This window comes from Streptomyces asoensis (assembly GCF_016860545.1).
Lineage (GTDB): Bacteria > Actinomycetota > Actinomycetes > Streptomycetales > Streptomycetaceae > Streptomyces > Streptomyces asoensis.
In genome coordinates, this window is the sequence record NZ_BNEB01000005.1 from 1533379 (window position 1) to 1559617 (window position 26239).

At 72.2% G+C, this 26239-nt stretch carries 24 protein-coding genes; 17 read left to right on the top strand and 7 right to left on the bottom strand.

Features of this window, described 5'->3' with window-relative positions; all coding sequences use genetic code 11:
• Nucleotides 1–46: 46 nt before the first annotated feature.
• Nucleotides 47–490: an SRPBCC family protein gene (locus Saso_RS29745; RefSeq protein WP_189925776.1), complete on the bottom strand. Its 444-nt coding sequence runs from the start codon at nt 488–490 to the stop codon at nt 47–49.
• A 212-nt stretch (nt 491–702) separates the two neighbouring features.
• Between Saso_RS29745 and Saso_RS29750 the strand changes: the two genes are divergently transcribed.
• The 3 genes from Saso_RS29750 to Saso_RS29760 all read left to right on the top strand — a co-directional run bounded on the left by Saso_RS29750 (nt 703) and on the right by Saso_RS29760 (nt 3947).
• On the top strand, nt 703–1746 hold the full coding sequence (locus Saso_RS29750; RefSeq protein ID WP_189925775.1) for an Rv2578c family radical SAM protein: 1044 nt from the start codon (nt 703–705) through the stop codon (nt 1744–1746).
• Between the two features lie 159 nt (nt 1747–1905).
• A complete protein-coding gene (locus Saso_RS29755; RefSeq protein WP_189925774.1) occupies nt 1906–3495 on the top strand; it encodes an alpha/beta hydrolase in 1590 nt (529 codons plus the stop codon).
• Between the two features lie 56 nt (nt 3496–3551).
• Nucleotides 3552–3947: a RidA family protein gene (locus tag Saso_RS29760; RefSeq protein ID WP_189925773.1), complete on the top strand. Its 396-nt coding sequence runs from the start codon at nt 3552–3554 to the stop codon at nt 3945–3947.
• Nucleotides 3948–4003: 56 nt separating this feature from the next.
• On the opposite strand, the gene Saso_RS29765 is transcribed toward Saso_RS29760, so the two are convergent.
• Nucleotides 4004–5131: a tryptophan dimethylallyltransferase family protein gene (locus tag Saso_RS29765; RefSeq protein WP_229901447.1), complete on the bottom strand. Its 1128-nt coding sequence runs from the start codon at nt 5129–5131 to the stop codon at nt 4004–4006.
• 221 nt (nt 5132–5352) lie between these two features.
• Complete coding sequence (locus tag Saso_RS29770; RefSeq protein ID WP_189925771.1) at nt 5353–5928, bottom strand: adenylosuccinate lyase; 576 nt, start codon at nt 5926–5928, stop codon at nt 5353–5355.
• Between the two features lie 388 nt (nt 5929–6316).
• Here Saso_RS29770 and Saso_RS29775 point away from each other — a divergent pair, with 388 nt between their 5' ends.
• From Saso_RS29775 to pssA, 9 genes are all read left to right on the top strand, one after another.
• Nucleotides 6317–8125: a 3-hydroxyacyl-CoA dehydrogenase family protein gene (locus tag Saso_RS29775; RefSeq protein ID WP_189925769.1), complete on the top strand. Its 1809-nt coding sequence runs from the start codon at nt 6317–6319 to the stop codon at nt 8123–8125.
• A 136-nt stretch (nt 8126–8261) separates the two neighbouring features.
• Nucleotides 8262–9077, top strand: coding sequence for a TetR family transcriptional regulator (locus tag Saso_RS29780; protein WP_189925767.1), 816 nt, complete (start codon nt 8262–8264; stop codon nt 9075–9077).
• A 426-nt stretch (nt 9078–9503) separates the two neighbouring features.
• A complete protein-coding gene (gene ccrA, locus Saso_RS29785) occupies nt 9504–10847 on the top strand; it encodes a crotonyl-CoA carboxylase/reductase (protein ID WP_189925765.1) in 1344 nt (447 codons plus the stop codon).
• 17 nt (nt 10848–10864) lie between these two features.
• Complete coding sequence (locus Saso_RS29790) at nt 10865–12892, top strand: protein meaA (protein WP_189925763.1); 2028 nt, start codon at nt 10865–10867, stop codon at nt 12890–12892.
• The gene (locus Saso_RS29795) at nt 12889–13908 is read left to right on the top strand and encodes an HpcH/HpaI aldolase/citrate lyase family protein (RefSeq protein WP_229901446.1); all 1020 of its coding nucleotides are present in this window, start codon (nt 12889–12891) and stop codon (nt 13906–13908) included. The genes Saso_RS29790 and Saso_RS29795 overlap by 4 nt, the downstream gene beginning before the upstream one ends.
• 5 nt (nt 13909–13913) lie before the next feature.
• Entirely contained in the window at nt 13914–14420 is a 507-nt protein-coding gene (locus Saso_RS29800) for a MaoC family dehydratase (protein WP_189925762.1), read from the top strand.
• A gap of 3 nt (nt 14421–14423) precedes the next feature.
• Complete coding sequence (locus Saso_RS29805; protein WP_189925760.1) at nt 14424–15629, top strand: acyl-CoA dehydrogenase family protein; 1206 nt, start codon at nt 14424–14426, stop codon at nt 15627–15629.
• A gap of 170 nt (nt 15630–15799) precedes the next feature.
• Entirely contained in the window at nt 15800–16456 is a 657-nt protein-coding gene (locus tag Saso_RS29810) for a phosphatidylserine decarboxylase (RefSeq protein ID WP_189925758.1), read from the top strand.
• A gap of 22 nt (nt 16457–16478) precedes the next feature.
• Nucleotides 16479–17297, top strand: coding sequence for a CDP-diacylglycerol--serine O-phosphatidyltransferase (gene pssA / locus Saso_RS29815; RefSeq protein ID WP_189926019.1), 819 nt, complete (start codon nt 16479–16481; stop codon nt 17295–17297).
• A gap of 88 nt (nt 17298–17385) precedes the next feature.
• Here pssA and Saso_RS29820 read toward each other — a convergent pair whose 3' ends face one another.
• Nucleotides 17386–18504, bottom strand: coding sequence for a glycerate kinase (locus tag Saso_RS29820; protein ID WP_189926017.1), 1119 nt, complete (start codon nt 18502–18504; stop codon nt 17386–17388).
• 504 nt (nt 18505–19008) lie between these two features.
• Between Saso_RS29820 and Saso_RS29825 the strand changes: the two genes are divergently transcribed.
• On the top strand, nt 19009–20586 hold the full coding sequence (locus Saso_RS29825; RefSeq protein ID WP_189925756.1) for a protein kinase domain-containing protein: 1578 nt from the start codon (nt 19009–19011) through the stop codon (nt 20584–20586).
• 35 nt (nt 20587–20621) lie between these two features.
• Nucleotides 20622–21167 carry an NUDIX domain-containing protein gene (locus Saso_RS29830; protein WP_189925754.1) on the top strand — a complete coding sequence of 182 codons (546 nt, stop codon included), beginning with the start codon at nt 20622–20624 and terminating at the stop codon, nt 21165–21167.
• 36 nt (nt 21168–21203) lie between these two features.
• Here Saso_RS29830 and Saso_RS29835 read toward each other — a convergent pair whose 3' ends face one another.
• On the bottom strand, nt 21204–21404 hold the full coding sequence (locus tag Saso_RS29835; protein ID WP_189925752.1) for a type II toxin-antitoxin system VapB family antitoxin: 201 nt from the start codon (nt 21402–21404) through the stop codon (nt 21204–21206).
• A 141-nt stretch (nt 21405–21545) separates the two neighbouring features.
• Between Saso_RS29835 and Saso_RS29840 the strand changes: the two genes are divergently transcribed.
• From Saso_RS29840 to Saso_RS29850, 3 genes are read left to right on the top strand one after another with little or no spacing between them, the layout of a single operon-like run.
• The gene (locus Saso_RS29840; protein ID WP_189925750.1) at nt 21546–21953 is read left to right on the top strand and encodes a YciI family protein; all 408 of its coding nucleotides are present in this window, start codon (nt 21546–21548) and stop codon (nt 21951–21953) included.
• 8 nt (nt 21954–21961) lie between these two features.
• A complete protein-coding gene (locus tag Saso_RS29845; protein WP_189926015.1) occupies nt 21962–23107 on the top strand; it encodes an RNA polymerase sigma factor in 1146 nt (381 codons plus the stop codon).
• Between the two features lie 55 nt (nt 23108–23162).
• Entirely contained in the window at nt 23163–23897 is a 735-nt protein-coding gene (locus Saso_RS29850; RefSeq protein ID WP_189925748.1) for an SIR2 family NAD-dependent protein deacylase, read from the top strand.
• Nucleotides 23898–23920: 23 nt separating this feature from the next.
• Here the strand turns inward: Saso_RS29850 and Saso_RS29855 are convergent, their stop codons facing one another.
• Both Saso_RS29855 and Saso_RS29860 read right to left on the bottom strand, forming a co-directional pair.
• Entirely contained in the window at nt 23921–24943 is a 1023-nt protein-coding gene (locus tag Saso_RS29855) for a TolB family protein (protein ID WP_189925746.1), read from the bottom strand.
• A complete protein-coding gene (locus tag Saso_RS29860; RefSeq protein WP_189925744.1) occupies nt 24940–26235 on the bottom strand; it encodes an MFS transporter in 1296 nt (431 codons plus the stop codon). Before Saso_RS29860 ends, Saso_RS29855 begins: the two co-directional genes overlap by 4 nt.
• Nucleotides 26236–26239 lie beyond the last annotated feature (4 nt).

Below are 26239 nucleotides of genomic sequence, written 5' to 3' on the forward strand. Positions count from 1 at the left end.
TGAAAGGGTCAACGCACGGGGACCGCAAAGGGGTTGACCTGCCGGGCTACTTCTCGACCTCGGCGGCGAGGTTCGCGAGGATCAGGTCGTAGATCCGGTTGAGGCCCTTGGGCGCGAACGTCTTCTCGAAGAAACCGCCGATGCCGCCCGCGCCGTTCCAGGTGCTGGTGACCACGACGCGGGACCTGCCCTCGCCCGCCGGGGTGACCCGCCAAACGGTGACCATGGAGGAGTTGCGGTCCTTCTCGACGAGTTCGCCGTCGGTCGGCTCGGTGACCTCCAGGAGGCAGTCCCGCACGCGCTTGCTGGTGGCCTGGAGCTTCCAGTGGACGAGGGAGCCCTCGCCGTCGCCGCCCTCGCGCACCTCGTACTCGCTGAAGTGCTCGGGCAGCAGTTTTCCGCGCGCGTCGCTGTAGTCGGCGATGGTGTCGAACACCTTCTCCGGGTCCGCGGCGACGACCCGCTCGGTGGTGGCCTCGACCTGCGCCATGGGGTTCCTCCAGGTCCGTGTCGTTCAGGGTTGTTCGGGGTTCCTCAAGTTCGGGGCAAGCCAACCACCCCGGTCCACGGCCGCCCAAATCGGGGTGCCCCAAGCACCCCGGAAGCGATCGCGGGGCGATCGGAAACGGCTGCCGAAGAGTCCTTCGCACGATCATGGGAACAGATGTTCTATTGTGGGGGCAGTGCTACCGAGGAGGCGTCATGCGCTGGGAGAACCTCACCGTGGAGACCCGCCACGACCGGCCGGCGGACGCCGCGCTGTTCGGCGCGGACGCGGTCACGACCAGGACCTTCGACACGCCCGAGTTCGCCGGCATCACGTTCCACGAGATCCGGGCCCGCTCGATCCTCAACCGGGTGCCGGGCGCCTCACGGATGCCGTTCGAGTGGACGGTGAACCCCTACCGGGGCTGCACGCACGCGTGCGTGTACTGCTTCGCCCGCAAGACCCACAGCTACCTCGACCTGGACACCGGCACCGGCTTCGACACCCAGATCGTCGTCAAGGTGAACGCGCCCGAGCTGCTGCGCCGTCAGCTGGCCTCGACCCGCTGGCACGGGGAGCACGTGGCGATGGGCACCAACGTCGACTGCTACCAGCGTGCCGAGGGCCGCTACCGGCTGATGCCGGGCATCCTGACCGCCCTGCGCGACCGGGCGAACCCCTTCTCGATCCTGACCAAGGGCACGCTCGTCCTGCGCGACCTCGATCTGCTGCGGCAGTGCGCCGAGGTGACCGACGTCGGCGTCTCGGTGTCCGTCGGCTTCATCGACACCGAGCTGTGGCGGACCGTGGAACCCGGCACCCCGGCTCCCGAACGGCGCCTGGACGTCGTCCGCACCCTCACCGACCACGGCATCGGCTGCGGGGTCCTGATGGCCCCGGTGATCCCCTTCCTCGGCGACCAGCCGGACCGGCTGCGCGCGACCGTGCGGGCGATCGCCGCCTCGGGCGCCACCTCGGTCACACCGCTCGCGCTGCATCTGCGCCCCGGCGCCCGCGAGTGGTTCATGGCCTGGCTCGCACGGCACCACCCCTACCTGGTGCGCCGCTACGAGCGGCTCTACGCGGACGGCGCCTACGCCCCGAAGTGGTACCAGCGCCGGATCACCCGGCAGGTGCACGAGCTGGCGGAGGAGTACGGCATCGGCCCCACGCGCGCGGGGATGCCACGCCGGGTACCGCCGCCGGAACCGGTGGAGGAACCGACCGGCCCGGGGCCGACCCAGCTCACGCTGATCTAGAGGGGCTCACAGGGGCGTTCGAGCGCATCCCGCGGCCCGAACGGGTCACGCAGGGCCGGAACAGGTTCCGGCCGGTGCTGTTCCCGGGACGATGCGGCAAGGGCCGTGACCTGCGCGGTCCGGCCGTCCGCGGCCTCGTCGTCGTCCCGGGAGCAGTCCATGAACCCACGCGCAGCCGTGCTGTGCGCTGCCGCCGCCGTCGTGGCCGGGACGGTCACGGCCGTACCCGCCGCCGCGGACCCCTCACGCCCCGCGCAGTCCGCCCCCGCGCCGTCCGCCCCGGCGGCCCGGCTCGACTGGAAGAGCTGCGGCATCACCGGCCGGCCGAAGCTCCAGTGCGCCTCCCTGGAGGTACCGCTCGACCACGCCCGGCCGGACGGCAGACGCATCACCCTCGCGCTGTCGCGGGTGCCGCACACCGCCAAGACGTTCCAGGGCCCGCTGCTCGTCAATCCCGGCGGCCCGGGCGGCCAGGGCCTGAGCCTCGCCGGGTTCGTCGCCTCGGCGCTGCCGAAGGCCGTGGCGGCCCAGTACGACGTCATCGGCTTCGACCCGCGCGGGGTGGGCAGGAGCACGCCCGCGCTGGACTGCGAGCCCGGCCACTTCGCACCCGTCCGCCCGGACTCGGTACCGGACACCGAGGCCGTCGAGCGGGCGAACCTCACCCGCGCGAAGTCCTTCGCCGCGGCCTGCGCGAAGAAGTACGCGGACGTGCTGCCCCACATCGACACGCTGAGCACCGTGCGCGACATGGACGCCGTCCGGGCCGCGCTCGGCGCCCGGCAGCTGAACTACTTCGGCTACTCGTACGGCACCTACCTCGGCGCGGTGTACGCCAAGCTCTACCCGCACCGGGTACGGCGCCTGGTCCTGGACTCCGTCGTCGACCCCTCGGGCGTCTGGTACGAGGACAACCTCACGCAGGACCTGGCGTTCAACGACCGGCACCGGGCCCTGATGGCCTGGATCGCCAAGTACGACAAGACCTACCGCCTCGGCACCGATCCCGAGAAGGTGGAGACCGAGTGGTACGCGATGCGGGCGGCCGTCGGCGCGAAGCCGGCCGGCGGGCAGGTGGGCGCCTCGGAGCTGGAGGACACCTTCCTGCCCGGCGGCTACTACAACGGCTACTGGCCCCGGCTGGCCGAGGCGTTCGCCGCGTACGTGAACGACAAGAACGCCGACCCGCTGATCGCGGCGTACAAGAACCTGGCCGCCGTGGACGCCGCCGGGGACAACGGCTACAGCGTCTACACCGCGGTGCAGTGCCGTGACGCCTCCTGGCCGCGCGACTGGGACGAATGGCGCACCGACAACTGGTCGTTGTACGCCAAGGCGCCGTTCATGACCTGGAGCAACGCCTGGTACAACGCGCCGTGCGCGTTCTGGCCGACCCGCCCGGTGGGGCCGGTCGACATCACCAACGGCGCGCTGCCGCCGGTCCTGCTGTTCCAGGCGACGGAGGACGCGGCCACCCCCTACGAGGGCGGTGCGACGGTCCACGCGCTGCTGCGCGGCTCCAGCCTGGTCGTCGAGGAGGGCGGCCAGAACCACGGGATCACGCTGAGCGGGAACCCCTGCCTGGACAAGCACCTGGCCGCCTACCTGACGGACGGCACGGTGCCGCGCGGGACCGCCGGGGTCGACGCGGTGTGCGCGGCGCAGCCCGATCCCGTACCGACGACCTCGAAGGTCGCGTCCCGCACGCACGGTTCGGTGCTGCACGGGCTGCTGGGCTTCCGCGGCTGAGCCGTCGGCCACCGCCCGTCGGGGGCGTTGTCACACCCGTGGTCCACCATGGACGCATGAGCGCAACGACCAGGATCACCGCCCCCGACGGAGTCGCCGCGGCGACCCAGTACTCCCATGTCGTCATGGGCACCGGCCGTTTCGTGGCCGTCGCCGGCCAGCTCCCGCTCGACGAGGACGGCAGGCCGGTCGGCGCGGGCGACCCGCGGGCCCAGGCCCGCCAGGTCTTCGAGAACCTGCGCCGCTGCCTCGCCGCGGCCGGCGCGACCTTCGACGACGTCGTCAAACTGACCTATTTCGTCACGGACATGGCCCACATGCCGGCGATCCGCGCGGCCCGGGCCGGCCACATACCCGACGACCGGCTGCCCGCCGCCTCGGCCGTCCAGGTCGCCGCGCTGGTCCGCCCGGAGTTCCTGATGGAGATCGAGGCGTTCGCGGTGGTGGGCTGACGCCCACCACACGCCGGACCGCTCCCGGCGCCGGACCGCTCCGGGCGCCGGACCGCTCAGAGCACCGGACCGCCGTAGGTGCCGAAGCGCAGGTACACCCCGATGTCCGCGGGCATCTCCGGCGAGATCGTCCGGTAGCTGCACAGCTCCTGCAACCCGCCGGCACCGGCGGGCCTGCCCGCCGTCAGCCGTCGCACGATCTCGGCGTGCGGACGCGGGTCGATCCCCTCCAGTTCCATGAGACGGGCGATGCGCTCGGCCGCCTCCGCGTCGGAGGCGGTGTTGTCCGGCAGCCGCAGATAGACGTTGGCCTCCTGCGGACCCGAGGTGTCCTCGCGGAACGCCAGGCAGGTCATCGGCTCGTTGCTCACCGTGCCGCCGTCCCGCCCGTAGATGACGCCGCGCGCGCGGGCCGCCCGGACCGGCTCGTAGCGGTGCGCCAGCTCCGCCACGGTGTCCAGCTCGTCCATCGGCATCGGCCGGTGCCGGTAGTAGACCTTGACCCGGGGGGCGTCGCCGGCGTCGAGGTCGAGGGCCATCAGCTCCAGCTCGTGCCCGCGCCGCGCGAGTTCGGCCCCGCGCCGGCCCACCGGCTCCCAGGCGTCCGCCAGGCCCAGCCGCTCCATGGCCTGCGCCATCACGTCGTAGGCGTGGTCGAGGCCGTGCACCTGCGGGTTGAGGTAGACCTTGTAGTGCGGGCGCTTGCCCGGCCGCCAGGCCAGGGAGTGCCACAGGGTCGCCCGGTAGCGGTCGGGGGCGGACGTGAGGAAGAGGTCCTCGATGCCGAGGTAGCGCGAGATGTCGGTGCCGGGGCTCCCGGCCAGCCGACGGGTCAGCTCCCGGCCCGCCTCCTGACAGCCGAGCGGAGTGCGGTCGTCGCCGAGCGACTCGAACAGGATGCGGACCTCGGGACGGCCGCCCTTCCAGCTGACGGAGAGTTCGGCGGGGAATCCGTCCGCCGAGACGAACGAGGGCGGGTCACAGCGCGTCCCGACGGGACGGGAGCCCCAGGGGTGGATCACTTCGCGCAGGTCGCGCAGGACGGTCTCGGTCTCCCACTGGTCCACTCCGAGGCCGCGGCAGACCTCGGTCCACTTCTCCTCCAGGAACCCCCCGAACGTGATGTCCGGATCTCGACGTGCGCTCAGGTCGGATATCTCGTCGGGAAGTTGCGCACTGGTCACTTTCGGTCACCCTCCATAGCCGGACCAATTCGGCCTCGTCCGCGGTCACTTCGGCAGCCCGACGGGCGCGCCAAGCCTTCGCAGTTCGGCGGAGGGCGATCTTCCCCACGTGAAGGTATTCGAATCACGAACTAACGAGCGACACGTACTCACCTTCCGAATCGCGGGTCAATGGCGCCTTTGTCGTCAGTGTCGTGCCGCGGGGCGCGTGGGGCGCCGGCTCACCGCTGCCCCGGAATCCGCGCGAGCGCGTGGACGGCCGCCTCGGCGAGCGCCGGATGCGCCAGGGCGTCCTCCAGCACCGGACGCCCCCGGTCGTCGCCCAGCGTCCCCAGGCCCTCCACGCACGCGAGGGCCACCCGCCGGTAGGGGTCGTGCGGCCGCAGCCGCCGGCGCAGGGTCGTGATGAGGGCGGGCACCGATTCGGGCGCGCGCAGCTCCACCAGCAGCCGTACGGGGTGCAGCGCGTAGGCGACCCGCAGTTCGTTCGTGGCCAGGGTGGCCGCGGCACGGGCCGTGCGCGGGTCGCCGAGCCGGGCCAGCGCGTATGCGGCGCCGGAGCAGCGCGGGGGGTCCCGGTGGTTGAGGAGCAGGACGAGCGCCTCGAACGCGCGCCGGTCGCCGGCCAGCCCCAGCCGGAACGCGGCCAGCTCGCGCGCCCACAGCGGCTGCCCCGACTCGGTGAGCACGCCCGCGAGTTCGCCGAGGTCCTCGGTGCGCGCCAGGCGCTCGAACGCCGCCGTCGCCCCGGCCTCGCGCCGTAAGCGCTCCGTGAGTGATCGCAACTCTTCGTCCATGGGCCGAGCGTAGGGCCTGGGCGGGCGCGGATGCGGACCACGTCACAGGAACAGGGGCTGGCGCGCTCGTTACCCACCGGTTAAGCTCAGACGAGCGAGTTACCCACTCGCTGCACCTCCTCGCGGTGGCCTGGTGACGCAGTCGCCGCGAGTGAAGTCGGTTCGGTACTCCGTGTACCGCTGTACGACCCGGCCACGGGACAGGGCCGGTCGGAATCCTCCGTTCGTCCTCCGGGCGTGTGCGCGCCCGCGGCGACGGAACCGGGCGTGTGCGCTCGCAGCCCGGCACCACCCGCACCCTTCTCCGCCCCCGGTGCGCCCAGGTCTGTCGAAGACCCCCGGCGCGCCGGGCGCGTTCCCAGTCGTCACTCATTCCTGGAGTCCCGCGATGGCCGCTCCCCTGTCCGACACCCCTCTGTCCCCGCTCCGTTCGATCGCCGTCATCGGCCTCGGCACCATGGGCACCGGCATCACCGAGGTCCTGGCCAAGGCCGGCCGGGAGGTGGTCGGTGTCGACATCAGCGAGGCCCAGGCCGCGCGGTCCCTCGCCGCGCTGGAGGCCTCCACCGCCCGCGCCGTGGAGCGCGGCCGGCTCACCGAGCAGGAGCGCGCGGACGTGCTGGCCCGCGTCCGGGTCTCCACCGACCTGCGCACGGCGGCCGACGCCGACCTCGTCATCGAGGTGGTTCCGGAGTCGTACGAGATCAAGCAGCAGATCTTCCGCGAACTGGACGGGCTGGTGCGGCCCGAGACCATCCTCGCCACCGGGACCAACGCGCTCTCCGTGACCCGCCTCGCCGCCGAGTCGGCGCGCCCGGAACGGGTGCTGGGCCTGCACTTCTTCAACCCGGCGCCGGCCATGAAGCTGGTCGAGGTCGTCTCCTCGGTGCTGACGGCGCCCGCCGCCGTCACGGCCGTCACCAACCTCGCCCTCGACCTCGGCAAGGAGCCGGTCGCGGTGGGCGACCGCCCCGGTTTCGTCGCCGACGGCCTGCTGTTCGGCTACCTCAACCAGGCCGCCGCGATGTACGAGGCCCGGTACGCCTCCCGTGAGGACATCGACGCGGCGATGCGGCTGGGCTGCGGCCTGCCGATGGGGCCGCTCGCCCTGCTCGACCTGATCGGCGTCGACACCGCCCGTACGGTGCTGGAGGCCATGTACGCCGAGTCGCACGACAGGCTGCACGCCCCCGCGCCGGTCCTCAAGCAGCTCAGCGAGGCGGGTCTGACCGGCCGCAAGTCGGGCCGCGGCTTCTACACCTACGAGGCGCCCGGCAGCGCGACGGTCGTCCCGGACGCGCTGACGCCTCTGTCCGGTGCCGCCGGCGGCACCGGCTCCCGCGCCGTCTCCTCGGTCGGCGTCGCCGGCTCGGGCACCATGGCCTCCGGCATCGCCGAGGTCTTCGCCAAGGCGGGCTACGACGTCGTCCTCGCCGCCCGCAGCGAGGAGAAGGCGCAGACCGCCAAGGCCCGGATCGGCAAGTCGCTCGCCCGCTCCGTCGACAAGGGCCGGCTGACCGCCGAGGCCGCCGCCCTGATCCTCGACCGGATCACCCCTGCGGGCTCCTACGACGCCTTCGCCGACGTCGATCTGGCGCTGGAGGCCGTCGCCGAGGACCTCGAGATCAAGCAGCAGCTGTTCGCGGCCCTGGACAAGGTCTGCAAGCCCGGCGCGATCCTCGCCACGACGACCTCCTCGCTGCCGGTCGTCGCCTGCGCCCGCGCCACCTCGCGCCCGCAGGACGTCATCGGGATGCACTTCTTCAACCCGGCACCCGCCATGAAGCTGGTCGAGGTCGTCCGTACGGTGCTGACGGCCGACGACGTCCACGCGACGGTGCGCGAGGTGTGCGGCCGGATCAAGAAGCACGCGGTCGACTGCGGGGACCGGGCGGGCTTCATCGTGAACGCGCTGCTCTTCCCCTACCTCAACAACGCGATCAAGATGGTCCAGGAGCACTACGCGACCCTGGACGACATCGACGCTGCGATGAAGCTGGGCGGCGGCTATCCGATGGGCCCCTTCGAGCTGCTGGACGTCGTCGGGCTCGATGTCTCGCTCGCCATCGAGAAGGTCCTGCACCGCGAGTTCCGCGACCCCGGCCTGGCTCCGGCACCGCTTCTGGAGCACCTGGTGGCCGCGGGCTGCCTCGGCCGCAAGACCGGCCGCGGTTTCCGCGAATATGCCCGCCGCTGACGGCGGCGGCGACTGGTTCCGAGGAGAAGAGGACTGGGGCGGGCTGCTCGACCCGACCGGCGCGCCCCCGCCCGCCCGGGTCGGGGGAAACCGCGGACAGACGCACCGAGCTGCGCACATGCAGTACGTTCGGGTCATGCCCCAGCCCGCCAGGTCCTCACGTACACCAGCCACGCCCGACGCGCCGGAGAGTGCCGCGGGAAGCCGCGCGGCCGCCCAGCGGCTCAAGATGCGCCGAGAACTGGCGGCGGCGGCGATGGAGCTGTTCTCGACCAAGGGGTACGAGGCGACCACCGTCGACGAGATCGCGGCCGCGGCCGGGGTCGCCCGCCGCACCTTCTTCCGCCACTTCCGCTCCAAGGAAGAGGCGATCTTCCCCGACCACGACGACACCCTGATCCGGGCGGAGGCCGTGCTCAACGCGGCCCCGGCGCACGAGCATCCGCTCGACACCGTGTGCCGCGGCATCAAGGAGGTCATGAAGATGTACGCGGCCCGGCCGGAGATCTCGGTCGCCCGCTACCGCCTCACCCGCGAGGTGCCCACCCTGCGCGAGGCGGAGATCGCCTCGGTGGCCCGCTACGAGCGCCTCTTCACCCGCTACCTGCTCGGTCACTTCGACGAGCACGCCCATGACGACGACGCCAACGACGACCCGCTGCTCGCCGAGGTCGCCGCGTCCGCCGTGGTCACCGCCCACAACCACGTCCTGCGGCGCTGGCTGCGGGCGGACGGCCAGGGCGACGTGGAGAGCCAGCTGGACCACGCCTTCGCGATCGTGCGCAAGACCTTCGGGACGGGCATCGGCGCGGGCCGCAGCGGCGCCGGCGCACCCCGGCAGGCTCCGGCGGCGGTCTCGGCGCACGGCGAGGTCCTGGTGACGGTCGCCCGGACCGACGCCTCGCTCGACGAGGTCATGCGCACCATCGAGCAGGCCCTCAAGGAGCGCTGAGCACCGCTCGCCGCCCGCCTTCCGCTGTGACGACGGCCACCCCCACGGGGTGGCCGTTTTGGCATGTCAGGGCACCTTTTCGCGCGAAATCCGGAGCCCGTTCGATCGATCATCGCTCATGTGTTACGTAAAGATTTCATCTGAGTGGAAGTTCTGGCACTCAGTGCCTTGCGGGGTGACACGCGGTGTCATACGTTGAAGGTGTCCGGGCGGCCGGCGTGCAGAGACCATGCGTACGCCGGCTGTCCCCGCAAGCACCTGATTTGCGCGCCCGGACGCCTGCGTCACAGGCAACCTCCCGCGCCACAAAGCGCTGCCGAACAGCACACCCGCCGAACCGACGGCACCTCACCACCACCCTCAGCAGCACACCGACGTAACCCTCAGCGCCCCGCCCTCAGGGCGCTCATCGCCGGAGGCGACACCGTGACCACACAGGCCATTCTCGACGCGATCCAGTCACCGGACTCCACGTCGGCGGACTTCGCCGCCCTGCCGCTCCCCGAGTCGTACCGCGCGATCACCGTGCACAAGGACGAGGCGGAGATGTTCGCGGGCCTGGAGAGCCGCGACAAGGACCCGCGCAAGTCGATCCACCTGGACGACGTCCCCCTTCCCGAGCTCGGACCGGGCGAGGCCCTGGTGGCCGTCATGGCCTCCTCGGTCAACTACAACTCGGTCTGGACCTCGATCTTCGAGCCGGTGTCGACCTTCTCCTTCCTGGAGCGCTACGGCCGGCTCAGCGACCTCAGCAAGCGGCACGACCTGCCGTACCACATCATCGGCTCCGACCTCGCGGGCGTCGTCCTGCGCACCGGCCCGGGCGTCAACGCCTGGAACCCGGGCGACGAGGTCGTCGCGCACTGCCTGTCGGTCGAGCTGGAGTCCTCGGACGGCCACAACGACACGATGCTCGACCCCGAGCAGCGCATCTGGGGCTTCGAGACCAACTTCGGCGGCCTCGCCGAGATCGCCCTGGTCAAGTCCAACCAGCTGATGCCCAAGCCGGACCACCTGTCGTGGGAGGAGGCGGCGGCCCCCGGGCTCGTCAACTCCACCGCCTACCGGCAGCTGGTCTCCCGCAACGGCGCCGGCATGAAGCAGGGCGACAACGTCCTGATCTGGGGCGCCAGCGGCGGCCTCGGCAGCTACGCCACCCAGTTCGCGCTGGCCGGCGGCGCCAACCCCATCTGCGTCGTGTCCTCGCCCCAGAAGGCGGACATCTGCCGGGCCATGGGCGCCGAGGCGATCATCGACCGCAACGCCGAGGGCTACCGGTTCTGGAAGGACGAGAACACCCAGGACCCCAAGGAGTGGAAGCGCTTCGGCAAGCGCATCCGCGAACTCACCGGCGGCGAGGACATCGACATCGTCTTCGAGCACCCCGGCCGCGAGACCTTCGGCGCCTCCGTGTACGTCACCCGCAAGGGCGGCACCATCACCACGTGCGCCTCGACCTCGGGCTACATGCACGAGTACGACAACCGCTACCTGTGGATGTCCCTGAAGCGGATCATCGGCTCGCACTTCGCCAACTACCGCGAGGCCTGGGAGGCCAACCGGCTGATCGCGAAGGGCAAGATCCACCCGACCCTGTCGAAGGTCTACTCGCTCGAGGAGACCGGCCAGGCCGCGTACGACGTGCACCGCAACCTCCACCAGGGCAAGGTCGGCGTCCTCGCGCTGGCGCCCGAGGAGGGCCTGGGCGTGCGCGACGAGGAGAAGCGCGCCCTGCACCTCGACGCCATCAACCGCTTCCGCAACATCTGAGACACCCGGGGTCATAGATGACTGAGCGTCAGAAGGACCGGCCGTGGCTCATGCGCACGTACGCCGGTCACTCCACGGCAGAGGCGTCCAACGAGCTGTACCGGCGCAACCTCGCCAAGGGCCAGACGGGTCTGTCGGTCGCGTTCGACCTGCCCACCCAGACCGGCTACGACTCCGACCACGTCCTCGCCCGCGGCGAGGTCGGCCGGGTCGGCGTGCCGGTGGCCCATCTCGGTGACATGCGCAGGCTGTTCCAGGACATCCCTCTGGAGCAGATGAACACCTCGATGACGATCAACGCCACCGCCATGTGGCTGCTGGCGCTCTACCAGGTCGTCGCCGAGGAGCAGGGTGCGGACGTCACCCGGCTCCAGGGCACGACCCAGAACGACATCGTCAAGGAGTACCTGTCCCGCGGCACGCACGTGTTCCCGCCGGGACCCTCGCTCCGCCTGACGACGGACATGATCGCGTACACGGTCTCGCACATCCCGAAGTGGAACCCGATCAACATCTGCAGCTACCACCTTCAGGAGGCCGGGGCCACGCCGGTGCAGGAGATCGCGTACGCGATGTCCACGGCGATCGCCGTGCTGGACGCCGTCCGCGACTCCGGACAGGTGCCGGCCGAGAAGTTCGGCGACGTCGTCGCGCGGATCTCCTTCTTCGTGAACGCGGGCGTCCGCTTCGTCGAGGAGATGTGCAAGATGCGCGCCTTCGGCCGTATCTGGGACAGGATCACCCGCGAGCGCTACGGCATCGAGGACGCCAAGCAGCGCCGCTTCCGCTACGGCGTCCAGGTCAACTCCCTCGGCCTGACCGAGGCGCAGCCGGAGAACAACGTCCAGCGGATCGTGCTGGAGATGCTCGCGGTGACGCTGTCGAAGGACGCACGCGCGCGTGCCGTCCAGCTGCCCGCCTGGAACGAGGCACTGGGTCTGCCCCGGCCCTGGGACCAGCAGTGGAGCCTGCGCATCCAGCAGGTCCTGGCCCACGAGAGCGACCTGCTGGAGTACGAGGACCTGTTCGAGGGCTCGCACGTCGTCGAGGCGAAGGTCGCCGAGCTGGTCGAGCAGTCCCTCGCGGAGATCGAGCGGATCCAGGAGATGGGCGGCGCGATGGCCGCCGTCGAGTCCGGCTACCTCAAGTCGCAGCTCGTCTCCTCGCACGCCGAGCGCAGGGCCCGGATCGAGTCCGGGCAGGAGAAGATCATCGGCGTCAACATCTTCGAGACGACCGAGCCCAACCCGCTGACCGCGGACCTCGACACGGCCATCCAGACGGTCGACCCGGCGGTGGAGGCCAGGGTCGTGGCCTCCCTCGGCACCTGGCGGGACACCCGCTACCAGCCGCCCTTCAACCACCCGCGCCCGTGCAAGGCGCTGGAGAAGCTGAAGGAGGCGGCCAAGGGCACCGCCAACCTCATGGAGGCCACCCTGGAGTGCGCCCGCGCCGGGGTCACGACCGGCGAGTGGGCCGGGGCGCTGCGCGAGGTGTTCGGCGAGTTCCGCGCGCCGACCGGGGTCTCCTCGGCGCCCGTGGCGGTGCCCGCGGAGGAGGGCTCGGCCATGGCCGACGTCCGCCGCAGGGTCGAGGTCACCGCGAAGGACATGGGCGTGGGCAAGCTGCGCTTCCTGGTCGGCAAGCCCGGCCTGGACGGTCACTCCAACGGCGCGGAGCAGATAGCCGTACGCGCGCGTGACGCCGGCTTCGAGGTGGTCTACCAGGGCATCCGGCTGACGCCCGAGCAGATCGTGGACGCCGCGCTGGAGGAGGACGTGCACGCCGTCGGCCTGTCCATCCTGTCCGGTTCGCACGCCCAACTGGTGCCGGACGTCCTCGAACGGCTGCGTGTGGCCGGTGCCACAGACATCCCGGTGATCGCCGGTGGCATCATCCCGAATGGAGACGCCGAACTGCTCCGGGCCGCCGGCGTGGCCGCGGTCTTCACCCCGAAGGACTTCGACATCACCGGAATCATCGGCCGCATCGTCGACGAGATCCGGAAAGCGAACAAGCTCGACCCCCTGGAGGTCCCCGCATGACCGCCCGCCCGTCGCCCACCGCCGCCCTGCCGGCGAGCGGCTCCGCCGCCCCCCTCCCCTCTGTCAACCGTCTGCGTCCGCGACGCTCCTGTCTCGCGGTCCCCGGGAGCAACCCCCGCTTCCTGGAGAAGGCGCAGGGCCTCCCGGCCGACCAGGTCTTCCTCGACCTCGAGGACGCGTGCGCGCCGCTCGCCAAGCCCGAGGCGCGGCACACCATCGTCAAGTTCCTCAACGAGGGCGACTGGACCGGCAAGACGAGGGTCGTGCGCGTCAACGACTGGACGACCGAGTGGACGTACCGCGACGTCGTGACGGTGGTCGAGGGCGCCGGACCCAACCTCGACTGCATCATGCTGCCGAAGGTGCAGAACGCCCAGCAGATCGTCGCGCTGGACCTGCTGCTGACCCAGATCGAGAAGACGATGGGCTTCGAGGTCGGCCGCATCGGCATCGAGGCGCAGATCGAGAACGCCCAGGGCCTCAACAACGTCAACGAGATCGCGCAGGCCTCCTCGCGCATCGAGACGATCATCTTCGGCCCGGCCGACTTCATGGCGTCGATCAACATGAAGTCGCTGGTCGTGGGCGAGCAGCCGCCCGGCTACCCGGCGGACGCCTACCACTACATCCTCATGAAGATCCTGATGGCCGCCCGCGCCAACGACCTCCAGGCGATCGACGGCCCCTACCTCCAGATCCGCAACGTCGACGGCTACCGCGAGGTCGCCGGGCGCGCCGCGGCCCTCGGCTTCGACGGCAAGTGGGTGCTGCACCCGGGCCAGGTCGAGGCGTCCAACGAGATCTTCTCGCCGTCGCAGGAGGACTACGACCACGCCGAGCTGATCCTGGACGCGTACGACTACTACACGTCCGAGGCGGGCGGCAAGAAGGGCTCGGCGATGCTCGGCGACGAGATGATCGACGAGGCCAGCCGCAAGATGGCGCTCGTCATCTCCGGCAAGGGGCGCGCCGCCGGCATGCGGCGCACCGGCAAGTTCGAGATCCCGGAGGGCTGAGCGCCATGCAGTTCGGACGCACCTACGAGGAGTTCGAGGTCGGGGCGACGTACAAGCACTGGCCGGGAAAGACGGTCACGGAGTACGACGACCACCTGTTCTGTCTCCTCACCATGAACCACCACCCCCTCCACATGGACACGAACTATGCGGAGAAGACGACCGACTTCGGCAAGAACGTCGTGGTGGGCAACTACATCTACTCGCTCCTGCTCGGCATGTCGGTGCCGGACATCTCCGGCAAGGCCATCGCCAACCTGGAGATCGAGTCCCTCAAGCACGTCGCGCCGACCTTCCACGGGGACACGCTCTACGGTCAGACGACCGTGCTCGACAAGTGGCCGTCGAAGTCGAAGAACGACCGCGGGATCGTCCACGTCGAGACCAAGGGCTACAAGCAGGACGGCACGCTCGTGTGCGTCTTCCGCCGCAAGGTGATGGTGCCGACCGAGACGTACATCAAGGAACGCGGCGGCGAGCAGCCCGGCCGCCCGGAACTCCAGGAAGGCTGATCGATGGCGCGCCTCGCCCGGACCGCTGGTCTGACCGACGTCCAGCAGGAGATCCTCTCCACCGTCCGCGACTTCGTGGACAAGGAGATCATCCCGGTCGCCACGGAGCTGGAACACCGCGACGAGTACCCGCAGCAGATCGTCGACGGCCTCAAGGAACTGGGCCTGTTCGGCCTGATGATCCCGGAGGAGTTCGGCGGCCTCGGCGAGTCGCTCCTGACGTACGCCCTGTGCGTCGAGGAGATCGCCCGCGGCTGGATGTCGGTCTCCGGCATCATCAACACGCATTTCATCGTGGCGTACATGCTCAAGCAGCACGGCACACAGGAGCAGAAGGACCACTACCTGCCGAGGATGGCAGCCGGCGACGTCCGCGGCGCCTTCTCCATGTCGGAGCCGGCCCTCGGCTCGGACGTGTCGGCGATCACGTCGAAGGCGGTGCGGGACGGCGACGAGTACGTCCTGAACGGTCAGAAGATGTGGCTGACGAACGGGGGCACGTCGTCCCTGGTGGCCGTTCTGGTCCGAAGTGACGAAGGACACCCTGAGGGCACCGCTCCCCACAAGTCGATGACGACCTTCCTGATCGAGAAGGAGCCCGGCTTCGGCGAGGTGCGGCCCGGACTCACCATCCCGGGCAAGATCGACAAAATGGGCTACAAGGGCGTCGACACCACCGAGCTGATCATGGACGGCCTGCGCCTTCCCGCCGGTCAGGTGCTCGGCGGGGTCACCGGCCGAGGTTTTTACCAAATGATGGACGGCGTCGAGGTTGGGCGCGTGAATGTGGCGGCGCGTGGCTGCGGCGTCGCCCAGCGTGCCTTCGAACTCGGCGTGCAGTACGCCCAGCAGCGGCACACGTTCGGCAAGCCGATCGCCCAGCACCAGGCGATCCAGTTCAAGCTCGCCGAGATGGCTACCAAGGTCGAGGCCGCGCATGCCATGATGGTGAACGCCGCACGCAAAAAGGATTCGGGGGAGCGAAACGACCTCGAGGCGGGGATGGCGAAGTACCTCGCCTCCGAGTACTGCAAGGAGGTCGTGGAGGACTCCTTCCGGATCCACGGTGGCTACGGCTTCTCCAAGGAGTACGAGATCGAGCGCCTCTACCGCGAGGCCCCGATGCTCCTGATCGGTGAAGGCACCGCAGAAATCCAGAAAATGATCATCGGGCGCAGGTTGCTCGAGGAGTACCGGTTCCAGGGCTGATTGTCCGGGTTGGGGGTGTTTTCTTCGAGAAGAAGATCACACCCCGTCAACTTCGCTCAGCCGTCGACTCGGCTTCCTTGCTTACCCAGTTGTGGCCCCGAACCGCTACGATCGCGGAAAGCCGCCGTCCCCCCGTCGAAGCGCGGCATCATCCGCTACGAAGGTCATCCATGCCCCACAGCCAAACCTCTGCACACCGCGACAGCCTGGTAGGCGCACGCCTCGCGCGCGGAGCATCGCCGTGGCTCCTGCCGACCGTCGCCACCGCAGCCGTCAGCCTGCTGCGCGCCCGCCGCTCGGGTGCCGCCAAGGCCGTCGCCGTGCCCGCCACCGCTCTCGCGGCGGGCATGCTGTGGTTCTTCCGCGACCCCGAGCGCGAGATCGCCCCGGGCCGGGTCATCTCCCCCGCCGACGGTGTGGTGCAGAGCATCATGCCGTGGAAGGACGGACGCACCCGCGTCGCGATCTTCATGAGCCCGCTCAACGTCCACGTCAACCGCGCGCCGCTGGCCGGCACCGTGACGTCGGTCGAGCACATCCCCGGCGGGTTCGTGCCGGCGTTCAACAAGGAGAGCGAGAACAACGAGCGCGTCGTCTGGCACTTCGACACCGAGCTCGGTGACATCGAGATGATCCAGATCGCCGGAGCCGTGGCCCGCCGCATCGTCCCCTACATCCCCGAGGGCACGAAGGTCGAGCAGGGCGAGCGGATCGGCCTGATCCGCTTCGGTTCACGCGTCGACATCTACCTGCCCGAGGGCGTGGACGTCGCGGTCGAGGTGGGGCAGAAGACGGTGGCAGGGGTGACTCGCATTGACCGTGATTGACCCTGAGACCCAGGCGGGCTGGGTGCCCGAGGCCGACGAGGTGGACGAAGAAGAGGAGATGCCCCTCTCTCTGCGTCTGTCGATAGCGGACACGCTCACCCTCGGCAACGCCACGTGCGGCTTCATGGCGGTGTACTTCACCACCACCGGCATCCTGATCCCGCACCTCACCGGCAGCCAGGAATCCGGCATGGCCCGCCACAGCGCGGCCACGGCGGTCATCCTGATGCTCTGCGCGGCGGTCTTCGACCTCTTCGACGGCCTGGTCGCCCGCAAGCTGCGCTCCTCCCCGATGGGCGCGGAGCTGGACAACCTCTCGGACCTGATCAGCTTCGGTCTGGCCCCGGCCTACTTCGTGCTGGTCTACGGCATGGTCGCCGACGACGCCCACCAGCGGGTGGCGGCGGTCGGCGGCATCGTGGTGCTGCTGGCGGTGGTGCTGAGGCTCGCGAGGTTCTCGTGCGTCACCGTGAAGGACGGCACCTTCCAGGGCATGCCCTCGCCGTTCGGAGCACTGACGGTCGTCTCGATCGTGCTCCTCGAGCTGCCGTTCGTCGCCACGCTGATGGCGATCATCGGCACCGCCTGGCTGATGGTGAGCCGGGTCGAGTACCCGAAGCCGCGGGGCCGCCTCGCCGGCGCGATGCTCTCCTGGATCGTGCTGTCGATGGGCCTGCTGGCCGCCTGGGCGTTCGACGCCCCGAGCGGACAGCTGCTGCTCCAGACCGGCTGCGCGCTCCAGCTCGTCATGGGCGCGGTGATCCCCCTGTTCGCCACGGCGCGCCGGGTGAACAACTTCCGCGGCAACCGGCGCGAGGCCCGGGCGGCCCAGCTGCCGTAGCGCGGACCGCGCGCGTCACGACGGAAGAAGGGGCCCGAACCACTTGGTTCGGGCCCCTTCTCGGTGTCCGGCGGGCGGCGGGCCGCCCTCAGCTCAGGAAGTCACGGCCGATCCGCTCCGCCACCCGTTCCAGGATGGGCCCCGCGTCGGCGATGCACCGGGCGATGTCCGGTTCGGCGTCGGTCAGCGGGTACGCCCGGCGGATGCCGGCGCGGCCCAGCTCCACCGGCGGCAGGGCGAGGCGGCCGCAGACGGCGACGACCTCCTTGCCTGCCGCCCGGGCGGCCGCGGCGACACCGGCGGGAGCCTTGCCGTGCAGGGTCTGCTCGTCGAGCGACCCCTCACCGGTGATCACCAGCTCGGCCCGTTCGAGGGCCGGCGCGAAGCCCAGCACGTCGAGCATGACCTCGATCCCGGGACGGAACCGGGCCCCGACGAGCAGCGCGCCGTAGCCGATGCCGCCCGCGGCGCCCGCGCCCGGCGCGGCGGCGTACTGCGCGGCCTTCGACCCGAGCGCCGTCTCCAGCACCTTCGCGTAGTGGGCCAGCGCCGCGTCCAGCGCGGCGACGTCGTCCGGCGAGGCGCCCTTCTGCGGCCCGTACACCGCCGGTGCGCCCTTGGGGCCGGTCAGCGGGTTGTCGACGTCGCTGGCCAGCACGAGTTCCACGGCGGCCAGCCGGGGGTCGAGCCCGGACAGGTCGGCGCGGGCCAGTGCGGCGAGGCCGCCGCCGCCCGGGGCGACCGGTTCGCCGTCCGCGTCCAGGAACCGCGCGCCGAGCGCGGACAGCATGCCCGCGCCGCCGTCCGTGGTGGCGCTGCCGCCGACCCCGAACACGATCGTGCGCACGCCCTCGTCCAGCGCGGCCCGCAGCAGCTCGCCCGATCCGTACGTCGACGCCGTGAGGGGGGCGAAGACACCGGCCGGGAGCCGTTGCAGACCGCTCGCCTCCGCCATCTCCACGACGGCGGTGTCACCCCGTACGGCGAAGGCGGCGGTCACCTCCTGGCCGAGGGGGCCCGCGACCCGTACCTCCCGGCGGTCGAACCCGGCCGCGACCGCCGCGGCGACCGTCCCGTCGCCGCCGTCGGCCACCGGCAGCGCCTCGACCTCGACGTGCGGAGCGACCCGGCGCAGGCCCGCCGTCACCCGCTCGGCGACCTCCACGGCCGTCAGCGAGCCCTTGAACTTGTCCGCGGCCACGAGCACCCGTCGGGTGCCCCGCGCTGGAGCGTCCGTCACCTTGCCATCCCCTTGCTCTCCGGGCCCCGCGCACGTCAGGGCCAGTCGCGCCGCTGTGACCTTAACCGCAAGGCGCCCCCGCCGTCATGCGGTGACCGGAGCCTGGACCGACCCTGAGCGCCGCCTGTGAGCCCGCCCGCAGGACCGCCCTCCCCGACGGACCGGCGCCCGGGGCCGGGACCGAAAGGGCAGGAAGGGCCGGGCGCCGGGGCAGACGTGCGGGTGCGCACGGGCCCGCTCCCGGAGCAGCGCGGGCGTTCCGTCGGCGGGTTCCCGCATTCCGGGGTCGGGGGCCACCCGGAATCCCCCGGCCGCGCAGGCCCGCCGGGGTGCGCCGCCGGGCCGGCCGGAAAGTTGAACGGTGGATCCTTCCGCCATACTTGCGGGCGCGAGCCGCCCTGCCCACCAGAAGCCAGCCAAGGCCCGGCGCGTCCTTCGCGCGCTGACGCACACCTCCGGGGAACAGTCGTCATGAACAACCTCCAGCCTTCGGACCCGACGTCCATCGGCGGCTATCCGCTGCTCGGCCGGCTCGGCGCGGGCGGCATGGGGCAGGTGTACCTGTCCCGTACGGCGTCGGGCCGGCTGCTCGCGCTCAAGACGATCCGCGAGGACCTGAGCTCGGACCCCGGCTTCGAGGAGCGGTTCGCCCGCGAGATAGAGAGCAGCGACCGCGTCCGCTCGCCCTGGACGGTGACGGTCGTCGACTACAGCCCTCCGGGCCGGCGCCCGCAGTGGCTGGCCACCGAGTACGTGCCCGCGCCGTCGCTCGCCGACTGGGTCGCGGCGCACGGTCCGCTGCCGACGCCCGCGCTGCTCTCGCTCGCCGCCGAGCTGTGCGCCGCCGTCCGGGCCGTGCACCAGGCCGGTCTGGCGCACCGGGACGTCAAACCCGGCAACATCCTGCTGGCACGCGACCGGCCCCGGCTGATCGACTTCGGGGTCGCGCGGGCCGCCGACGACAGCCGCCACACCCGGCTCGGCGTCTCCGTGGGATCCCCCGGCTTCCTCGCGCCCGACCAGGCCGTGGGCGGGGTGGCGGCCGAACCCGCCGATGTGTTCTCGCTGGCCGCCGTGCTGGTGTACGCCGCGACGGGACACAGCCCCTTCTCGCGTGCGGGCGAGCAGATCCCCGCGGCCTCCCTGCTGTACCGGGTGGTCCACGAGGAGCCCGATCTGACGGGGGTCCCCGCGGAGCTGGCGCCGCTGCTCACCGCGTGCCTCGCCAAGGACCCGGCCGCCCGTCCGACGGCGGACCGGCTGGGCGCCTGGCTGGAGGAGCGGGGCGCCCGGACCGGCGGCTGGCCCGAGGCCTGTCCCACGCTCCTCGGCGGGCAGCTGACCGAGGCGGAGCACTCCGCGCGCACCCTGGTCGACCTGGCGCCCGCGTCCGGCGCGGCGCCGGACGACCGGACGGCCGTCGCGGGCACGGCGAGGTCCGACACCGTCCCGGCCGTCCCGGCCGTGCCCGGCCGCCGCCGGCCCGCCTGGCCGGTGACGGCGGGCGTCGCGGCGGTCGCGGTCCTGGCCGCCGTGGCCGCCACCGTGTACGTCGGTACGCAGGAGTCCTCCGGGTCCTCGCCCTCGTCCGGCTCGCGGGCCCGTGCGTCGGGTTCCGTCGCGCCGGCGGGCGGGGACGGCACGGCGTCCGCCTCGCCCCGGCAGACCCAGGAGCAGCAGGAGTCCCCGCAGCCTCAGGAGTCCCCGGCGAAGGACACGGCGCTCAAGGTCGTGCAGGCCACGCTGGAACTGGCGACGGGCGCCTCGGTGACGGGCGGGAACCGGAGCCTGGTCATCCAGCCGGACGGCAACCTGGTGATCTACGACGCCGACCACACGGCGCGCTGGGCCTCCAGGACCACGGGTGAGGGCAACACCGCCCGCTTCCAGGCGGACGGCAACCTGGTGGTCTACAACAGCGGCGGGCAGCCCCTGTGGGCCTCGCAGACCAATGGGCACGACGGAGCGGTCCTCGTCTTCCAGGCCGACGGGAACGTCGTGATCAAGTCCGGCGACACGGTGCTGTGGGCCGCGGGCTCGCAGGACTGAGCCGCTTCCCGTCCGCCGCCGCCTACGCTGTCCGGATGAGCATCCCCGGTACCTCCGGCGTCCCCGCCGCCTCCGGCACGCCCGCCGCGCCAACCGCGTCCGACTTCGCGGCGTACGTCGCGACCCTCCCCCGGGTCCTGGCCGGCGCCGCCGCGCTGTTCCGTGACGCCGAGGGGCGGGTCCTGCTGGTCGAGCCCAACTACCGGCCGGGCTGGGCCCTGCCCGGGGGCACGATCGAGTCCGACGACGGGGAGAGCCCCCGGCAGGCGGCGCGCCGCGAGACGCTCGAGGAGATCGGTCTCGACCGCCCGCTCGGGCGGCTGCTCGCGGTGGACTGGGTGCCCGGTCCGGACCGGCCGCCGCTGGTGGCGTACGTGTACGACGGCGGGGTCCTCGGGGAGGACGACTTCGCCGCGATCCGGTTGCAGGAGGCGGAGCTGCTGTCCTGGCGGCTGGTCCCGCGCGCGCGGCTCACGGAACATCTGTTCGGCTCGCTGGGACACCGGGTGCTGGCCGCGCTGGACGCGCTGGCCGACGGCTCGACGACCGCGGAGCTGGAGAACGGCCGCCCGGTCGACTGACGGCCGTCCACTGACGGCGGCCGGGCCGCGGGGCGCTCAGCCCTGGACGTCGCGCGGTGTGCCGTCGGCGTCGCGCAGGACCTCGTCACGGGCGGCGGTCCGCGCCTCCGTGCGGTGGCCGCGCGCGATGTAGTCGCGCACGACGAGCTCGACGGCGTCCCGGGGGTTGCCCACGCCGGTGAGCACCATGACCTCGACGACGAGTTCGGCGTCGAGCGGGACTGCGACCTTGGCCATGCCGGGACGGTAGCACCGGCACGGCACCCCGGAGAGGGCCGCAAAAAAACTTTCGGCGGCGATGTCGAGAATCCGTGGCCCGCTCCGTCCCCGTGGTGAAGGCGGCCACAATGGGCCGCACCAGCGTCGAGGAGAACCACGATGGCCAAGTACCTGCTGCTCAAGCACTACCGCGGCGCCCCGGCCGCGCAGAACTGCGTCCCCATGGACCAGTGGACACCCGAGGAGGTCACGGCACACATCAGGTTCATGCAGGAGTTCGCGGCCAGGCTGGAGGGGACCGGCGAGTTCGTCGACGCGCAGGCGCTCGCCCCCGAGGGCACCTTCGTCCGGTACGACGGCGAGGGCCGCCCGCCGGTCACCGACGGCCCGTTCGCCGAGACCAAGGACCTCATCGCCGGCTGGATGGTGATCGACGTCGACAGCCACGAGCGCGCCGTCGAGCTGGCCGGAGAGCTGTCGGCCGCCCCCGGAGCGGGCGGGAAGCCGATCCACGAGTCGATCGAGCTGCGCCCGTTCCTCGCGGCGCCGCCCACCGTCACGGAGTGACGTCCCCGGTGGACGAACTCCTGCTGCGCAGCCTCACCCCGGGCGTGCTCGGGATCCTCGTCCGCCGCGGAGCCGACTTCGCGGCGGCCGAGGACGCCGTGCAGGACGCGCTGGTCGAGGCGGTGCGCGTCTGGCCGGCCGAGCCGCCGCGCGATCCCAAGGGCTGGCTGGTCACGGTGGCCTGGCGCCGGTTCCTCGACTCGGCCCGGGCGGACACCGCCCGCCGCCGGCGCGAGGACCTCGTCGACGAGGAACCGGCGCCCGGTCCGGCGTCCGGGGCCGACGACACGCTCCGGCTCTACTTCCTGTGCGCGCACCCGTCGCTCAGCCCGTCGTCGGCGGTCGCGCTCACCCTGCGCGCCGTCGGCGGGCTCACCACCCGCCAGATCGCCGAGGCGTACCTGGTGCCCGAGGCGACCATGGCGCAGCGCATCAGCCGGGCGAAGCGCACCGTCCGCGGCGTGCGCTTCGACCGGCCCGGGGACGTGGCCACCGTGCTGCGCGTCCTCTACCTCGTGTTCAACGAGGGCTATTCCGGCGACGTCGACCTCGCCGCCGAAGCCGTCCGGCTCACCCGGCAGCTCGCGGCCGTGATCGACCACCCGGAGGTGGCGGGACTGCTCGCCCTCATGCTGCTCCACCACGCGCGACGGGCCGGGCGCACCGCACCCGACGGCAGCCTGGTGCCGCTCGCGGAACAGGACCGGGGGCGGTGGGACACCGCGTCGATCGCCGAAGGGGTGGGGATCCTCCAGGCGGCGCTGGCCCGGGACCGGCTGGGCGAGTTCCAGGCCCAGGCCGCCATCGCGGCGCTGCACGCCGACGCGCCCACCGCCGGGGAGACCGACTGGGTGCAGATCGTCGAGTGGTACGACGAGCTGGTCGGCCTCACCGGCAGTCCCGTCGCCCGGCTCAACCGGGCGGTGGCCGTCGGTGAGGCCGACGGGCCGCGCGCGGGCCTCGCGGCGCTCGCCGCCCTGGACGATTCGCTGCCCCGCTACAGCGCGGTGGCGGCCCACCTGCACGAGCGGGACGGGGACCTGGTGACGGCGGCGCGGCTGTACGCCGAGGCCGCGCACCGGGCGAGAAACGTCGCCGAGCGCGACCATCTGACGCGTCAGGCCGCCCGCCTCAACACCCGCCTGAGGCACTGAGGTCCGCGCGCAAACCGTTCGCGTCCCGGCGGGAGGGCGTCCTACGCTCGGGCCCATGGGCAAGCCTCTCGTCGCCGTTCTCAGCGGAGCCGGCGTCTCCACCGACTCCGGGATCCCCGACTACCGCGGTCCGAACGGGCTGTGGCGCGAGGACCCCGAGGCCGAGAAGCTCGTCACCTACGGCCCTTACATGGGCGATCCGGAGATCCGGAAGCGGGCCTGGCGGATGCGGCGCGCGACCGGCGCCCTGGGGGCCGAGCCGAACGCGGCACACCGGGCGGTGGCCGAGCTGGAGCGGTCCGGGGTGCCGGTCCGGGTCCTCACCCAGAACGTCGACGGGCTGCACCAGCTCGCCGGGATGCCCGCCCGCAAGGTCCTGGAACTGCACGGCACGGCACGCAGTGTCGTGTGCACCCGGTGCGCCGTGCGCGGCCCCATGGAGGACGCCCTCGCGCGGCTGGACGCCGGTGAGGAGGATCCGCCGTGCCGGGAGTGCGGGGGCGTCCTGAAGCCGGCCACGGTGATGTTCGGCGAGCGACTCGACCCGGTGGTGCTGGGCCAGGCGCTCGCCATCGCCAAGGCCTGCCAGGTGTTCGTCGCCGTCGGCACCAGTCTCCGGGTGCAGCCCGCCGCCGGGCTGGCCGGTGTCGCCTCCGAGCACGGGGCCCGGCTCGTCGTCGTCAACGCCGAGCCGACCCCGTACGACGAGATCGCCGACGAGGTCGTGCGGGAGCCGATCGGGACGGCGCTGCCGAGGGTGCTGCGGGAGCTCGCCGGGTCGGCGCTCTGAGCGTGCCGCCCCCTCCCCCGCCGTCACCCCAGGTAGGCGGGGGCGACGGCGGAGGTCATGAGGGGGCGGGCCGTGCCGCGGCCGTCGGCGCGGACGGTCCACAGGTCCGAGCCGTAGTCGCCGGGCAGGGCGTAGACGAGGGTGCTTGCGTCGGCCCACAGGGCCTGGTCGTCGACGCTGCGCCGCTCGGCGGTCGGGGACTCCTTCATGGTGCGCAGGTCGAGGACGTACAGCCGCCAGGGGGCGTCGGAGGAGGCCCCTGCGACGCGTTTCTTGTAGGCGACGCGGGTGCCGTCGGGCGAGAGGGAGGGGCATTCGACGTTGTCGTGCAGGGTGGTGAGGGTGCGGGCGGCGAGGTCGCCCCGGACGAGGTGGGTCCGGCCGCCGGTGGCCAGCGTGGCGTAGAAGCGGTCGTCGTCGGCGAAGGTGACGCCCCAGACGTTGATGTCCGCGGCGCGGTAGGGGCGACCGTCCTCGATGACGCGGAAGTTCTCCAGGTTGTCGTCGATCGCCCAGGTGCGGGTGTCGACGACGGCGGTGCGGGTGGAGAAGTCGGTGCCCGCGTAGGAGTCCCCGCTGACGAAGACCGTCCAGGCCACCAGGTGTCCGGAGGGCGAGACCCGGGCGCGGGTGGGGATGCCCGCGGCCGGGAAGCGGCGCAGCTCGCGCAGGTGCGCGTCGAGGACCACCGCCCGGTAGGTGTCCTGGAGCGCGCCGTGCACGGCCTGGAGGCAGATGCCGGTGCCGGCCGCCGCGTGGAAGCGCAGGCACTTGACGCCCGACGCCGTGCGCGGTCCCTGCGGATCGTCGGCGGGCACGGTGGCGATCTCGTCGCGGTGCGGGCCCCAGGCCAGGTTGCGCACCACCAGGCGGCGGCCGGTCGTCGGCCGGAGCGAGACGGTTCCGGCGTGCACGGCCGGGCCGTCCGCCTGCTGCTGGTCGCGCAGGCCTGACCGGTGGGCGGCGTACAGCACCGCCCCGGTGCCGACGCTCCCGAGCAGCAGGACGGCGAGCGTGAGGATCACCAGACGGACGGTTCTGCTCATGGGGACACCTCGGGGACGGGACGCAGGACGAACGCGGCCACGACGGCGCTGACGGCCAGCGCGCCCGCGGTGACGGCGAGGGCCGTCCGCCCGCCCCACAGGCCCCAGGCCGCGCCGAAGGCCAGGGAGCAGGCGAACCGGGCCAGCGCCTGGCCGGTGCCGACCAGTGCCTGACCCGCTCCCTGGTGCCGGGCCGGTACCGCGGCGGCGGTGGCGGCCGCCAGGACTCCGTCGGTGGCCGCGTAGAAGGTGCCGTGCAGGACGAGGACGGCGACGACGGCCGGGGCGCCGTGCCACGGGGAGAGCACCAGGCCGTAGCCGAGGAGGAGGACGCCGTGGCCGGCGAGGAAGAGCCGGCGGCGGCCGGCCCGGTCGGCGAGTGCGCCGAGCGGGAGGGCGAGCAGCAGGAAGACGGCGGCGGTGCCCAGCGGCAGCAGCGGGAAGAGGTGGGCGGGCAGGTCGCCTTCGCGCTGGAGCAGCAGATAGAGGAAGGAGTCGCTGACGGTGGTCAGGCCGAGCAGGGTCGCGCACAGGGTGAGCGCCCGCAGCTCGGGGCGGCGCAGCAGCCCGACGGCGTCCCTGAGCGTGGGCCGGGCCGGTTCGGGCGACGGCACGGGTCGGCCCGGGGCGGTGGTGGCGGGGGCGGGCGCCGGGGCGATGTGGCCGGGCACGAAGAGCACGAGGACCAGGACGCCGAGCAGGGCGACGCAGCCGCTGACGGCGAAGACCGCGTCGTACCCGTCGACGGTGGCGCGCAGGACGGCGAAGGCGACGAGCGGGCCGAGCAGCGCGCCGGTGGTGTCCATCGCGCGGTGCACCCCGAACGCCCGTCCCCGGTGCCGGGGTTCGGTGGCCAGGGAGATCATCGCGTCCCGGGGGGCGGTGCGCAGTCCCTTGCCGGTGCGGTCGGCCGCGAGCACGGCGCTGATCACGGGGAGGGTGTGGGCGAGGAGCAGCAGCGGTTTGCACAGGGCGGACAGGGCGTAGCCGAGGCCGGCCACCGTCTTGTGCCGGCGGCCTCCCCCGTCGGCGAGGTGGCCCCCGGCGAGCCGGACGAGGGCCCCGACCCCGTTGTTGATGCCGTCGAGGAGCCCGAAGCCCAGCGGTGACAGGCCGAGCCCGGCGACGACGTAGAGCGGCAGCACGGCGGTGACCATCTCCGAGGAGACGTCCGTGACGAGGCTGACCGCGCCCAGGGCCAGCACGGTGGCGGGCACGGCTGCGGGCCGCCGCCCCGGACCGGGGTCCGGGGCGGCGGTGACACCGGTGCCACGGGAGTCCGCGAGGTACACGGGC